13 protein-coding genes and 1 pseudogene are annotated in these 13,084 nt (G+C 48.4%); 8 read left to right on the top strand and 6 right to left on the bottom strand.

What is annotated here, in order from left to right; translation table 11 throughout:
• The first annotated feature begins 179 nt into the window (after nt 1-179).
• Together MJZ26_13245 and MJZ26_13240 are read left to right on the top strand one after the other, a co-directional pair.
• Entirely contained in the window at nt 180-950 is a 771-nt protein-coding gene (locus MJZ26_13245; protein MCQ2106742.1) for an Rpn family recombination-promoting nuclease/putative transposase, read from the top strand.
• Between the two features lie 714 nt (nt 951-1,664).
• Nucleotides 1,665-2,496: pseudogene (locus MJZ26_13240) on the top strand (virulence RhuM family protein).
• A 26-nt stretch (nt 2,497-2,522) separates the two neighbouring features.
• On the opposite strand, the gene MJZ26_13235 reads toward MJZ26_13240, so the two are convergent.
• Together MJZ26_13235 and MJZ26_13230 are read right to left on the bottom strand one after the other, a co-directional pair.
• Nucleotides 2,523-2,840: a hypothetical protein gene (locus MJZ26_13235; protein ID MCQ2106741.1), complete on the bottom strand. Its 318-nt coding sequence runs from the start codon at nt 2,838-2,840 to the stop codon at nt 2,523-2,525.
• On the bottom strand, nt 2,785-3,033 hold the full coding sequence (locus MJZ26_13230; protein ID MCQ2106740.1) for a hypothetical protein: 249 nt from the start codon (nt 3,031-3,033) through the stop codon (nt 2,785-2,787). Before MJZ26_13230 ends, MJZ26_13235 begins: the two co-directional genes overlap by 56 nt.
• Before the next feature lie 213 nt (nt 3,034-3,246).
• Here MJZ26_13230 and MJZ26_13225 point away from each other — a divergent pair, with 213 nt between their 5' ends.
• The 4 genes from MJZ26_13225 (at nt 3,247) to MJZ26_13210 (ending at nt 8,142) form a co-directional block, all read left to right on the top strand.
• Complete coding sequence (locus MJZ26_13225) at nt 3,247-6,942, top strand: hypothetical protein (protein MCQ2106739.1); 3,696 nt, start codon at nt 3,247-3,249, stop codon at nt 6,940-6,942.
• Nucleotides 6,943-7,235: 293 nt separating this feature from the next.
• On the top strand, nt 7,236-7,469 hold the full coding sequence (locus MJZ26_13220; GenBank protein ID MCQ2106738.1) for a hypothetical protein: 234 nt from the start codon (nt 7,236-7,238) through the stop codon (nt 7,467-7,469).
• The gene (locus MJZ26_13215; GenBank protein ID MCQ2106737.1) at nt 7,433-7,945 is read left to right on the top strand and encodes a PD-(D/E)XK nuclease family transposase; all 513 of its coding nucleotides are present in this window, start codon (nt 7,433-7,435) and stop codon (nt 7,943-7,945) included. The genes MJZ26_13220 and MJZ26_13215 overlap by 37 nt, the downstream gene beginning before the upstream one ends.
• Before the next feature lie 29 nt (nt 7,946-7,974).
• Nucleotides 7,975-8,142: a hypothetical protein gene (locus MJZ26_13210; GenBank protein MCQ2106736.1), complete on the top strand. Its 168-nt coding sequence runs from the start codon at nt 7,975-7,977 to the stop codon at nt 8,140-8,142.
• 536 nt (nt 8,143-8,678) lie between these two features.
• Here MJZ26_13210 and MJZ26_13205 read toward each other — a convergent pair.
• Entirely contained in the window at nt 8,679-10,055 is a 1,377-nt protein-coding gene (locus tag MJZ26_13205) for an ATP-grasp domain-containing protein (protein MCQ2106735.1), read from the bottom strand.
• Nucleotides 10,056-10,397: 342 nt separating this feature from the next.
• Between MJZ26_13205 and MJZ26_13200 the strand changes: the two genes are divergently transcribed.
• Complete coding sequence (locus MJZ26_13200; GenBank protein ID MCQ2106734.1) at nt 10,398-10,577, top strand: hypothetical protein; 180 nt, start codon at nt 10,398-10,400, stop codon at nt 10,575-10,577.
• 67 nt (nt 10,578-10,644) lie between these two features.
• Here MJZ26_13200 and MJZ26_13195 read toward each other — a convergent pair whose 3' ends face one another.
• The 3 genes from MJZ26_13195 to MJZ26_13185 form a co-directional block, all read right to left on the bottom strand.
• A complete protein-coding gene (locus MJZ26_13195; GenBank protein MCQ2106733.1) occupies nt 10,645-11,325 on the bottom strand; it encodes a nucleotidyltransferase domain-containing protein in 681 nt (226 codons plus the stop codon).
• Nucleotides 11,303-11,620 carry a hypothetical protein gene (locus tag MJZ26_13190; GenBank protein MCQ2106732.1) on the bottom strand — a complete coding sequence of 106 codons (318 nt, stop codon included), beginning with the start codon at nt 11,618-11,620 and terminating at the stop codon, nt 11,303-11,305. Before MJZ26_13190 ends, MJZ26_13195 begins: the two co-directional genes overlap by 23 nt.
• A 167-nt stretch (nt 11,621-11,787) precedes the next feature.
• Nucleotides 11,788-12,606 (bottom strand): DUF6261 family protein, encoded by an 819-nt coding sequence (locus tag MJZ26_13185; protein ID MCQ2106731.1) that lies wholly within the window; start codon nt 12,604-12,606, stop codon nt 11,788-11,790.
• Between the two features lie 323 nt (nt 12,607-12,929).
• On the opposite strand from MJZ26_13185, the gene MJZ26_13180 reads away from it, so the two are divergent.
• Nucleotides 12,930-13,070: a hypothetical protein gene (locus MJZ26_13180; protein MCQ2106730.1), complete on the top strand. Its 141-nt coding sequence runs from the start codon at nt 12,930-12,932 to the stop codon at nt 13,068-13,070.
• Nucleotides 13,071-13,084 lie beyond the last annotated feature (14 nt).

Genomic DNA, 13,084 nt, shown 5'->3' with positions numbered 1-13,084 from the left:
AAGTGAAATTTTTTCGCGCCCCGCCTTGACACCGCCCAAACTTTTGTATAAATTTGGTAGTGAACAAAAGAACAGTTGTTTGTTTGTTCATTTCCGGCCAATGCCGTGTTAAGTATTATGAGTTAAACAGTCCGTCGCTTTTTTAGCCTGTAGCGACCGGAGGAAAAATGAGCTATCAAATGAAAAGGTACGAAGACCTGGACATTACCGACAATTTCATGTTCGCCAAGGTCTTCAGCAACGAGGATGTCGCCAAGGATTTTCTGCAGGACATCCTGAAAATTTCCATCGACAAGATTTCCGTGGTCGCCGAAGCCACGACCCAGGAAGATCCCTTCCACAAGAGCGTCCGCTTCGATGTGCTCGTGAAGGAGGAATTGCCCGGTACAGGTCGTTTCTTTGACATCGAGATGCAGATGGTCGATACCGGCGAACTGCCCAAGCGCGCCCGCTACTACCAGGGGATGTGCGACCTGGATGTTCTCGCCAAGGGCGTGAGCTACGACGAACTCCGGGAACAGTACATCCTGTTCATCTGCCCGGACGACATCTTCGGCAGGGACAAGCCCGTTTACAGGTTCCAGAACCGCGAAGAAAGCGACCCGAGTATCTTGATGGGCGACCTCTGTTACAAGAATTTTTATATCTTTAAGAAGTATAGCGAAATCAAGGACAACTCCATTCGCGAATACATGCAGTACTTCGCCACGCAGGAGCACGGATCCGCAAAGATGAAGCGCATCCACGATCTCGTGGAACAGTACCGCAAGGACCCCATCACGAAGAAGGCTTACATGACCCTGGAACAGGAACTCAACATTCGGTATAAGAAAGGGCTGAGTGACAAGACTAAGGAACTTGCCAAGGCGTTGCGTGATCAGGGGAAACTTACTTTGGCCGAAATTGCTTCTGTTTCTGGCCTCACTCCCGAAGAAATCAAGGCACTGTAAAAGACCTTTATCACCAATCCAATAACAAAAAAAGACCACGCTGTCATAGGCGTAGTCTCGCATTTGCGTCAAGAGCAGTTCCGCCCTGCTTTCGCGTTAGGCCCCGCAGCCCGCATGGGGTCGGACTCGCGCGGTGCTTGCGTCTTGCTGTTGCTTGGAGCGCGAGGCTGAACGAACGACTCGCATCGCGAGTCGATAGCGCAAGAGGGCCGGCCCGCCAGGGCAACGCCCAAAACATCGCCCCCAGTCGCCTATAGTTTGCAAAGTGAAATTTTTTCGCGCCACCGCCTTGACACCGCCAAAACTTTTGTATAAATTTAGTAGTGAACAAAAGAACATTAATTAACCGGCTGTGTCAAGTCATTCCGTACACAAAAGAGCAGCTAGCAAACATTTCTCAATCCGTCAGCCCATCAGAAACTGCATTTTTACTTCAAAAACGCCATTTCCATGCAGTTTGTTAGCTTCGGCGCCAAAGCATATTTATAGTGAGTTTGCAGCGTACAGTTAGGACTGACAGAGCCTGCAGTTAGAATACAGCTAACAAAACGCGTTTATGCAATCTGACCCTGGCCTTACAAAAAACCTTGACAGAGCCTCTGTACAAGTGTGTATTTGTGCAGTGTGAAAGAAGAAAAGAACGAAAATACGATTCTCCTGTATCACGATGAAAATGGGAAAACCGACGTTTCAGTCCGATTTGCAGATGAGGATGTGTGGGTAACGCAAGTCCAACTAGCCGAACTTTACGACACTACCCGTCAAAATATTGGCCAGCACATAGAAAACATTTACAAAGACGAAGAATTACCTAGGGAGGCAACTATAAAGAAATTCTTTATAGTTCAACAGGAAGGTAAGCGTGAAGTTCGACGCGAATTAGATCACTACAATCTCGATGTCATCATTGCCATCGGCTATCGCGTCCAATCGCCCGTTGCGACCCGTTTCAGGAGGTGGGCAACCGCAAGGCTTCACGAATACATCCAGAAAGGGTTCGCTCTTGACGACGAGCGACTGAAAAACGGACGCAACCGCTATTTACGCGACATCTATTGACTACGACCCTCGCAAGAAAATCACTAAAGATTTCTTCGCGACGGTCCAGAACAAATTGCATTATGCGGTACATGAGCATACAGCCGCCGAACTCATATACGAACGCGTTGACAGCGACAAGCCCTTTGTCGGAATGACAAACTTCAAGGGAAATTACATCACCGAAGACGATGTGAAAATCGCCAAGAACTACTTGTCCGAAAAGGAACTGCAACGATTGAACCTCATGGTATCACAGTTCCTGGACTTTGCCGAACTGCAGGCGCTTGACGAGATTCACATGAAGATGCAGGACTGGGTGGCGGCACTCGACAACCAAATTGTATCAAGCCAAAGGAAGATCCTTGAAGGCAAGGGCAAAATTAGCCATGAAGAAGCCATGGAAAAGGCTGCACACGAATACAACCTGTTCCGCAAGAAGGAACTGGCAAATCTGAAGAGCGATTTCGATTTGTTCTTGGAAGAAACGAAGAAACTGTCGAAATAGACGAAAACAGCCTCGAAACGCGGGCTTTAAATCCTGAAGGCAATGCCGCCGCTCATGAAACCGCGGTAGCCCGCACCCAGTTCCGCGTAGACGCTCACGTACGGGAACAGGAATTCCAAGCCGACAGGCGTCAACTGGACTGAGGGTAGGCTCACGCTTTCGAATCCGCCGTCAAATTCAAGCATGGTCCCAATGCCGATTCTGCTGTAGGGTCTTAGAATGTCGAAAAGCGTGAACCAATTGAACTTGCCTTCAAGGGCAATATGGACCAGATGGTGGTCCAGAAAGTCACCCCTGCTGCATTCCGAATCGGGCACCTTGCCCTCGGGGCAATTCTGCGCCAAGACTCCCCACCACATAATTCAATTCAGGATGCGTTTCGTCGGCAGGCTCATCAACTCCATCGCTAGAGTCCCAGTTCTGCATGTCTATGGAAAGAGCAATCAGGCTGGAGTAGGTCGCAAAACCGCTACCCACATCGATGGCGAAACGCTCCTGCTTTTTCGCGTCCTCAGCAACGGCGGGTGCAGCGAGCAAGAACGCAGCAATACGGAAAGGCTTGACAGAGCCGTCCGATAGCGATTGTCCGGTAGCATAATAACGCGAGCCAAGAAAAGTGAAAAGCGCTAATCGCTTGACTCTCAACGAGTTATAAAAATGTAAGAAACGACCCGCTTTCCGGGCCGTTTTTTACTAATGGGAATGCAGGCTAGGAGTGTTTACCCGAATTTCGTCATCAAATTTAGATTGATGATTTTTATCTTTGATAATGTTTGTTTTTTTTTACATTTAAGGCGGTTTACTCAAAAAAGGGACGTTATGTATTTATCTAAAATTGGTCTCGCTGTAGTTTTGCTGCAGCTGTCGGTTTTTGCCGCATCGGAGGTGTGGACGGGCAAAGTGGCAAAAGAGTTTGCATCGGGGGCTGGTAAAAGTAACGACCCGTTTGTAATCGAGACGCCGGAGCAGTTTGCACTAATGGCCGAAAAATACGATTCCACGTTTTATTACAAGTTGGCTAGTGATATCGTATTGAATGAAGGCTCGGCAAAGGATTGGGCTAAGTCTGCTCCCAAAAATAAATGGACCGTTTATGGGGATACCTTGAAGCCTGCGCTTATTTACTTGGATGGGGCGGGGCATTCGATCAGTGGCCTTTACATCAGCAGTGACGAGAATTTCCAAGGTCTCTTTGGCGTTTGGAAGGGTTCTGTTACGAATCTTGAAATCAGAAATTCCTATGTGAAGGGCGGCGCTTCGGTCGGTGCCTTGGCGGGTACTTTTTATGGTTATGAACAGAATACTCCCAAAGATCCCAATGTGCAGAACATCTCTGCAGATGTGATTGTCAAGGGAACTCGCAATGTCGGAGGGCTTTTTGGAACTATCGGCTTTGTTTGGATGGATTCTGTTTATGCTTATCCTAATGTATTGACTTTCTCCCCTAAGTTCTTGGGGGCTCCTTATTTGAGAGATATTTCTGTATCAGGAGTTGTTGACGGGGATTCCGTTGTAGGTGGTGTGATTGGGATGACCGGAGTGTCCTATATTCATGCCACGTATCGTGGAATTGTCAACAGGGCTTCCGTGACGGGGCGGAAGTGTGTGGGTGGACTCTTGGGATTTCTTTATATTGATGTCCCCAATGATTACGGTATCTTTAGGGACATTGTGAATGAGGCCGACATTGCCGGTGAAGAGTATGTTGGCGGACTGATTGGGCTTGTGTATGGGGGGCGAGATGAAGATCGAATTTTTTTTCAAAATGTGGTAAATTTGGGGGATGTGTCAGGTAAAATTTGTGTCGGAGGTCTTTTAGTGTTCCTTCTTCATTCTGAAGAAATAGTTTATCATGAATTTAATATAGGAAATGGCTATAATGCGGGGAAGGTGAGTGGGGACTCCTTAGTCGGTGCATTGTTCCCTATTGCACCAAAACTTTTGGATCGTTTGAACCTTTCCATTTTGCATCTGTACGATTTGAACGGGGAACACGCTGATTCGGTTCATTTTTATGCCGATTCGATGGGAGCGCATTTTTTTCCTGATTCGGGAACGGCGCTTGTTAACAGGGGATATCCCTTGCTTGCTTATTATAATATGGATAAATTATTTGATTATGGTTCTGGCACCAAGGAAAACCCGTACCTGATAAAGTCTCTGGGCGATTTACGTCGTTTTGAACGCCATGCAGCAATTGTGATTGACTCTACGCTTGAATTGCGCTATTTCAGACAGGATGCAGATATTGAGTTGCCAAAGGCTGTAAACAACTGGACTCCCGTGGACGGCTGGGCGATAAGTTATGATGGGAATGGCCATTCGATTTCGAATTTGAATATCCACCAAGACGTCAATGTGGATAGCCTTTTTGACGAACCGGAAGATGACGTTATGTTTTATTACAATGTTACAAATAAGAATGCATTGCCTCCTATTGGATTCTTTTCGAATTTGAGTCGTTCTGAAATCCGGTCCCTTACGCTACACAAGGTTGATATCGTTGGGGAAAAATCCGTTGGGGCGCTTTGGTCGGGGCAAGGCAATTTCAACGATATTTCGAACATTACGGTTGATGGTTCGGTGAGTGGTGTGACTGCTGTGTGTGGTGTTGCTCCTTATATGAGTGGGACAATGTTTAATGTGACGAACTATGCTGATGTCAAGGGTATTCGGAATATCTGTGGCGTTACTTCTGGAGATGTCTTTTACGCACGGAATTATGGAAACGTGACAGGGAAATCTTCGGTTGGAGGAATTTCATTTAGTCTTTACAGTAACGATATCAAGTATGTTTACAATAGGGGGACTGTATCGGGGGACCGTATTGTGGGCGGTCTTGTTGCGGGAACTGTGGGTGGAGTCGGAAAATTATCTCATGGCTATAACGCGTCTGTCGTAACTGGCAACGAATATGTTGGAGCCATTATCGGTAAACCCCAGAAAAAAGATACGATTCATGGCCCTTTGTTCTACGACAATTCATTGACTTCTGTTCCCGCCTTGGGTTTTGACACCTTGGTTGTTTTTGATTCCATTGCGGGAATGGATTCCAAGACCCTGAAATCAAGGTCTAGCATCCAAAAACTGGGTGGGTACTTTAATGAAGATTCTCATGGAGAAAATGGAGGGTATCCAATATTGGCGTTCCTTGAAGGGCAAGGCTCCGAGAGCGATCCCTATATTATTGATTCTCCCGAAAAGCTGTGGCTCCTCTCGCTTTTTAGCAATGGGACTAACCATTATGGAAATACGGTAATGTCGTCATTTTTTTGCGACAAAAATTTCAAGGTGACAGCCGATATCGACTTGAACGCGACATCGGAATATCCGTGGATTCCGCTGTTTAGTTTGTCTGAGAAAACAGATAAGTTTGTAGGAATATTTGATGGCGGCGGTCATGTCATTTCAGGCATTTATACGGATTCCGTAAAAAATAGTGGACTTTTTGCTTTGAATAGCGGAACCATTAAAAATGTTGGAATTGCAAAGTCTACAATACGAGGCACAAATGCTGGAGCCATTGCAGGAACGAACCATGGCATTATAGAGAATTGCTGGAATGAAAGTGCTTCTATTGAGGGGGTTGTTGCAGGGGGAATTGTCGGTGTCCTTGAGGCGGATAGTATCAATAGAGTTCCCTCGACTAGGGGAACGTTAAAGGAGGCTACTCGAAAGATATACCTTGACAGAACCTATAATGCGGGCACTGTTTATGGTTCTGCGAATGCTGGGGGGCTTGTCGGCTATGCGGGAATGTCGCTGGATGTTTATTGGGCCGAAATAATGGAAAGTCCCGAAAACTTTATAAGTGTCGTCAATTCCTATAATGTCGGAAAGGTGAAATCGGATACGGGAAGTGTGGCTGGGCTTGTTTCTGGTTTTAAAGATATGTCTGCACAATTTAGGCGAGTGATGTTCACCTTGAAGAACCTGTACAACACGGCCAATGTTTGTGTAAGTGAACTGAAAAAATGTAGCCCGACGGCATTGACATATCCCGGTCAAGTTTATGTGAAAAATGTGTTCTATTTAGGATCTCCTGACAGCAGCGTGGTTGGTGTTGCGAAATCGTCGAAGGAGATGAAGTCCAGGAGCTTTGCTCCGTTGCTGGAAGAAGCCTTTGAATATGATTCGAAAGGCGTCAACGGCGGCTTCCCAATTTTTTCGGGTAAGGGGACGTTTGATCCCAATGAATTGGATAAAGGACAGGCGGGTATCGAAAAAATGCCGCTTGTATTTAGGGCTTTGCGTGTGAGCGTTGTTGGACGGACGATACATCTCGACAATTTGGCCGAGGGAGGGCGTACGGCGTTGTTCGATATGCGTGGTAAATGTTTGTGGCGTGGAGCGCCGGGAGTTTCGAAAGTTGCTATCCCTGTGCAGAAAGCGGGAATTTACATCGTTCGAAATAAATTCCAGGTTGAAAAAATCATTGTCCGATAGGCTCTGTCAAGTCATTTTATACGCCAACCCCGGGCTAGCAAAACTTTCCCAATCCGTCAGCCCATCGAAACCTGCATTTTTACTTCAAAAACGCCATTTCCATGCAGTTTATTAGCTTCTGCGCCAAAGCATATTTATAGTGAGTTTGCAGCGTACAGTTAGGACTGACAGAGCCTGCAGTTAGAATACAGCTAACAAAACGCGTTTATGCAATCTGACCCTGGCCGTACAAAAAACCTTGACAGAGCCAATTAACCCGTCGCTTTTTTAGCCTGTAGCGACTGGAGGAAAGTATGAATAGAAGCCAATTCTGGGCCATGGCTCGCGATCTCAAGGAACATCCTGAGAATCTCCCCAAGTATCGTGAAATCTATAGGAATGTCTATCCGTTCAGCGATGGCATTTTTAAGATGCTGATGGCGAGCGAAGGCAAGCCGGAGCGAATGAACCCGTGGTCATCGAAGTGCAGCAAAATTTCAACACGCTGTTCATGGACCGTCTGGTTTATTACACTTCTCGCATCGTGAATAACCAGGTGAAGAAAAACAAGAGTTACGAGCTGCCGCATATCTATGTGCTTTCGCTGCTTGTGGATGACCAGTTCCCGCTGGAGCCTGACACTTATTTTCATCAGTGCCAGGTAATGCGGAACCGTAAATATCCATTCAAGAAGATTGATGTGTTCCTTGTGGAAATGTCGAAGTTTTTCCGCATGGACGACCGCCTGCAAGAAGAAAATTGCTGGGAAGCCCGTGATGTGTCGCCCCGCGCAGAAATGCTGCGGCTCTTTCGCGATGTGCTGGAAGACAAGACCATCGACGAGGAAAAAGCGGGAAATCTCCTTGACGAAGACTTCGCAAAAGATGTATCTTTTGTGGGGTACACCGATGAACTTTTACTCCTGGTCTTCTTTCGTGAAACTTTAGCGCAACTAAAGTTGCGAAGTTTCATCGAAAAAGACATCCTTCAGCTATCAAGCGGCGAAGCCGCTTTCCCGTGCTAAAGCACGGAGCTTCAAGAGAGGTAGATAACATGACTGACATGCTTTACGAAAAGCAGGGCTCCTACCTGCAGGGAAAGGAAGAGGGGCGCAACGAGGAAAAATGCGAACTTGCCAAAGGGTTTCGCGCTGACGGTTTTCCGTTAGAGGCAATCGCCAAGCGAACAGGCCTTACTCCCGAAGAAATCAAGGCACTGTAAAAGACCTTTATCATCAATCCAATAACAAAAAAGACCACGCTGTCATAGGCGCAGTCTCACATCTGCGTCAAGAGCCGTTCCACATTGCTTTTCGCGTTAGGCCCCGCAGCCCGCATGGGGTCGGACTCGCGCGGAGCTTGCCTTGTGCAGTTGCAAGGAGCGCGAGGCTGAACGAAATAAAAACGAGCCGAGCGTCGCGGCGAATGTGTTTACATATTCGCCATGACCGAGGCGTTTTTGTATAGCGCAAGAGGGCCGGCCCGTAAGGGCAACGCCCATAAAGAAAAAGGACTTGAGATGAACTCAAGTCCTTTTGTAATGCTGGATCCCCGCTTTCGCGGGGATGACATACGGGGTGTGCTGCTAGATCCTTCGCTTCGCTCAGAGCCTGCCCTGAGCCTGTCGAAGGGATGACATGCAGAGAGCGTTTTTATCCTGCGTTCCTCTCGTCTCTCGTCTGAAGGACCGCAGGTCCGTTCTCCACAAAGTGGATAACTTTCACTATGGGGCAAAGCCCCAAGTGACGTATATCTCGTCTATTTGACGATATGTCTATGATATTCCTGCAGCGAGCAAACCTCGAATCTACCGTAGTCGTGCTTGTCCATGAGGCCTTCGACGGTGGAGGTGAGGGCGGCGATGGTGGTGGTGATAGGCACGCCGCTGACCACAGCCTTGCTGCGCATCTGGATTTCATCGACCATGGCTTCGGCGCCGGTCTCGCTGGTGTTCACGATCCACTGGACTTCCTTGTCGTGGATGAGGTCCAGCAGGTTCGGGCGGCCACGGGAAATGCGGAACACGGCGCGGGTCTTGATGCCTTCGTTGTAGAGCATGGTGGAGGTGCCGCGGGTGGCGTAGAGGCCGTAGCCCAGTTCCACCAGCTGACGGATCAGGGGCACTGCGCGGGCCTTGTCCTCGTCCTTGAGGGAGACGAAGATGTTGCCCTGGCCCGGGATGCGGTTGCCGGAGGCCAGCTGGCTCTTGAGGTAGGCAAGGCCGCGGTCGCGATCCAGGCTCATGACTTCGCCGGTGGACTTCATTTCCGGGGAGAGGGTCACGTCAACGCCCGGGAACTTCACGAAGGGGAACACGGCTTCCTTCACGCTCACGTACGGAACATGGACTTCTTCGGTGAAGCCGATTTCTTCGAGGGTTTCGCCCAGCATGCAGCGGCTTGCGTAGCTTGCCAGAGGCACGCCGATGGACTTGGAAACGAAGGGCACGGTGCGGGAGGCGCGGGGGTTCACTTCGATCATGTAGAGTTCGCCATCCTTGACGGCGAGCTGCATGTTCATGAGGCCCACCACATGGAGTTCCTTTGCGAATTCCTTGGCGTAGCCGCGGACCTTTTCCTGCAGGTCCTTGCTGAGGGTCATGGGCGGGATGACGCTTGCGGAGTCGCCGGAGTGGATGCCTGCGGGTTCCACGTGTTCCATGATGGCGCCCACCACGGTGGTCTTGCCGTCGCTGATGCAGTCCACGTCAAGTTCGGTTGCGTCTTCCAGGAAGCGGTCGATAAGGATGGGCTTGCCTTCGCCGATGGCTGCGGCTTCTTCCACAAACTTGCGGAGGTACTTTTCCTTATAGACGATCACCATGCCGCGGCCGCCCAGCACGAAGCTGGGGCGCACGAGAACGGGGTAGCCGATCTTTTCGACAATGGCGAGAGCTTCTTCCACGTTGTGAGCGATGCCGGAAGCGGCCTGCTTGATGCCCACCTTGTCAACCAGCTGCTTGAAGAAGTCGCGGTCTTCGGCAAGGTCGATATCCTCTGGGCTTGTACCCACCACATTGGCGCCGGCCTTCTTGAGGCGCATTGCCAAGTTAAGCGGAGTCTGGCCACCGAACTGCACGATAACGCCGTAGCAGTTTTCGCGTTCGTAGATGCCCATCACATCTTCGAGGGTCAGCGGTTCAAAGTACAGCTTGTCGGAAGTGTCGTAGTCTGTAGAAACGGTTTGGAAGCAGCGCTTCCTCTTTTTTGGTGGTTTGGGCGTTCCCCACGCGTTGCGTGGGTCGGGCTATATTTTAACGCGTTCCGGTCGGCCCTTACGGACCGCCCGCAACGCTGTTAAAACGGAGTCTCGCTACGCGAGTCTCCGCCCATACGGGTAACTATCCCTAACGCGAAACGTCGAATGTTATGCTTAAATAGTAGGCTTTGGTGTGATTTGATACTTTGATAATTTTAATTCATTGACAGAAAAACCGTACGTAATGTATCTTAGTTCTGTAGAAAAAAAGAGTCGGAAATGTCTAATGCAGAAGCTTTGCACCAATTATATGTGTTGTGTAAAAAGATAAATTTTGACGACTCCTATAACATTATCGCTTCTGCTCAAAGTCAGGAAGAAGCTGACTTCTTTCGTCTTGCTACAGATCTAATTCTCAAACAGAAACAGAAAAAAGTTGTTGAAGAGAATCAGTTCTAATGAAGCGGTATAGTTTGAAAACAAAGTATTTTTCTAAGATAGATTGCTAGCTAGATTAATGAAAAAATCAAACTCCAAGTATCCTGACCATGTCGGGGTACTTTTCTTTTGATTCGGAAAGGATCTTGTTTCTCCAGGTTTTGGGGAACTTTTCAAATATCTCTACAGTTCTTGTCCGCAGATTTTCTTGGCCAGCTAGTAATTCGCACAGGGAGTTGATTGTTGCTGCGTCTTTTTCTTTCTTGGCTTCGTTATTTCTTAAAGGCTGGATTAGGATTTTGTGTAAAACGAATGCCGAAATCTCTGGAACACTCAAAGTAATCCCTTTGTAGTTGACTGGCTTGGAATAACCGTTTGCGATTTCCATGTAGCGCAGCATTTGTGCAGAAACGGTCAAATGGGGGACTTTGACAACGCTGTCGCCACCCCTCATTTGGGCTATCAGAAATTCTATTTCCAAATCATCTCGTTCATACTTTGTTAGACCAGATCCTATGTCATTAAGAGCCGTGAAACCGAGATTTTCCAAAATGCTAGGAACATCGATTCGTGGAATATTGACCTTCGGCTCCCTGATGAGAAAATCCAGGTCGGTTGTTCTTAGCGCTGGGATTTCAGGCGCGTCGTTGTAGATGTGTTTGTACACCAGTAGGCACCAGCTACCGACAAGGATGAGTCTTCGTAATGCACCGGCTTGTTCTAGCTGGTGGAGAATTTCTTCAAAACTAGTTTCTGCTGACTTTTCCAAGGCTTCGTCCTACTTCTTCAATGTCTTTTTGCAATTTCTTTAATTTTGCCTTTAGCTCTCTTCGTCTTGCATCTTGTTCTTCAAATTGCGCGGCTTGCGGATCGACGCTTTTGCAGAGGTATTTGGTAACAACTTTCCCGTTTTGGCGGGATACATGGTAAAGATATACCTGCTTGCCTATTTTTTTTCTTCGAAGAGAACATGAGGGGAGTTTTGCTTGTTCGGAGGCATACTTCGCCTGAAGTTTTTCCAGGCGATCGAGTTCTTCTAGCAATATTCCTTTCACAATGCTCATCTTACCCTACAATATAAAAATATTTGATGTTTGTAGGGTAGAGTTATCCTACAAATGCTTGAAAATTGAGCTTTGTAGGGTAAAATCTCCCGATGAAACAAAAAAACACCCTGCGTCGGCAGGGTGTCTTTGTATGCGCGATGCGTAATCGGTATTCTATGTAGCTGCTATGCGGCATTAATCCTCCCTTCGGCAACGCCTGCGGCGGCGTTCACCGGGAGTGCGAGGGCGGCAGCGTCACGGGGTTCCGGGGTGGCTCCTTCGCGAGCCTTTGCACGGGCCTTTGCGCGAGCCTTGTAGAGGGAACGGCTGTTGGCGATGAATACGTTCACCTTGTCGATGAAGGCCATGCAACTTTCGTCACCCTTGGTGGCCGCGTTGTACTGCGCGAAGTTAATCAGCTGGCGGAAGGCGCTGATGCAATCGTTGCGGAGATTCTTGCTGGTGGTCTCCTCGCGGATGCGGCGTTCCTCGGCGCGGGTCTGGTTGGCTTCGGCGAATGCGCCTTGCACCTCCTTCAGGGCGTTGAGGGCAAGCTCCAGTTCGCTCCCGGCCAGGGCCCCGGCATATTCTTCCTTGCCAATAACCGCCTGGACGTTAGCAATGACCGATTCGATGATACCGGTGAGGCTCTTCTGGTCAACGGAACCTGCATTGCCGTAGCCCTTTACGTATTCCCAGATTTCCTTGGCCAGGGCGGAACGCTGCTGGTCCAGGGAGCCTGTGAGCACCTTTACCGTTCCACGGAAATTGCGGAATGCGACGGTGCGCTTGGAATCCTGTTCCGATGCGCCCTTCTTTGCCGCGGCCTCCGCCACACTGGTGGTGTAGTCGGAGAACTTGCCGATGGTTGCCTTGTATGCGTCCAGCTGGGTACGGACATCCTTGAGGTTGATGGATGCGGCTGCCGTTGCCACGTTGTTGTGGAAACCGATGAAGCCGTCGTTGGTGATGCGGTTGAAGTTGATTGCGTTAACGTTTTTCATATAGGTACCCTCGTAAAGAGTGTTGATGTTTAGGTCAATCTGTCCGAGCAATTCCCGGCTCATTGATCACTAAACTACAAGGGTCCACCGATAAAGAAAAGTTTAAAAAACTAAACAAAGTTTGTATGTAAATGAAGATTTTCTAAAAAGGATGCAACCATTTTGCACCACGCGAAATTTTTCAAAAAACGCCGGTTTTTCTGGGCTTGCAGGCCTTTTTTTATAAAGAGAAATATTCCTATTTGGAATCGATTGCCCTCAAAAAAACTTGCAAGGAGCTTGATTTCGGTGAAGAAACTGCTCTACGAACCTGTAGAGGTGCTATGTCTATGCGAAGAAGCAAGTTCCTCAATCCGTGGAGATGCTATGTCTATGTGAAGAAGCAAGTTCCTCAATCCGTGGAGATGCTACGTCTATGTGAAGAAGCAAGTTCCTCAATCCGTGGAGATGCTTTGTCTACGTGAAGAAGCGGGTTCCT

The sequence above is a fragment of the Fibrobacter sp. genome (assembly GCA_024398965.1).
In the GTDB taxonomy this organism is placed as follows: domain Bacteria; phylum Fibrobacterota; class Fibrobacteria; order Fibrobacterales; family Fibrobacteraceae; genus Fibrobacter.
This window is presented reverse-complemented; position numbering and strand designations above follow the sequence as displayed.

Excerpts from the sequence above, each read along its gene's own strand:
- MJZ26_13245 (MCQ2106742.1), top strand. The coding sequence starts at position 180 with ATGAAAAGGTACGAAGACCTGGACATTACCGACAATTTCATGTTCGCC.
- MJZ26_13225 (MCQ2106739.1), top strand. The coding sequence starts at position 3,247 with ATGATTTTTATCTTTGATAATGTTTGTTTTTTTTTACATTTAAGGCGG.
- MJZ26_13220 (MCQ2106738.1), top strand. The coding sequence starts at position 7,236 with ATGAATAGAAGCCAATTCTGGGCCATGGCTCGCGATCTCAAGGAACAT.
- MJZ26_13215 (MCQ2106737.1), top strand. The coding sequence starts at position 7,433 with ATGGACCGTCTGGTTTATTACACTTCTCGCATCGTGAATAACCAGGTG.
- MJZ26_13210 (MCQ2106736.1), top strand. The coding sequence starts at position 7,975 with ATGACTGACATGCTTTACGAAAAGCAGGGCTCCTACCTGCAGGGAAAG.
- MJZ26_13200 (MCQ2106734.1), top strand. The coding sequence starts at position 10,398 with ATGTCTAATGCAGAAGCTTTGCACCAATTATATGTGTTGTGTAAAAAG.
- MJZ26_13190 (MCQ2106732.1), bottom strand. The coding sequence starts at position 11,620 with ATGAGCATTGTGAAAGGAATATTGCTAGAAGAACTCGATCGCCTGGAA.
- MJZ26_13185 (MCQ2106731.1), bottom strand. The coding sequence starts at position 12,606 with ATGAAAAACGTTAACGCAATCAACTTCAACCGCATCACCAACGACGGC.
- MJZ26_13180 (MCQ2106730.1), top strand. The coding sequence starts at position 12,930 with ATGTCTATGCGAAGAAGCAAGTTCCTCAATCCGTGGAGATGCTATGTC.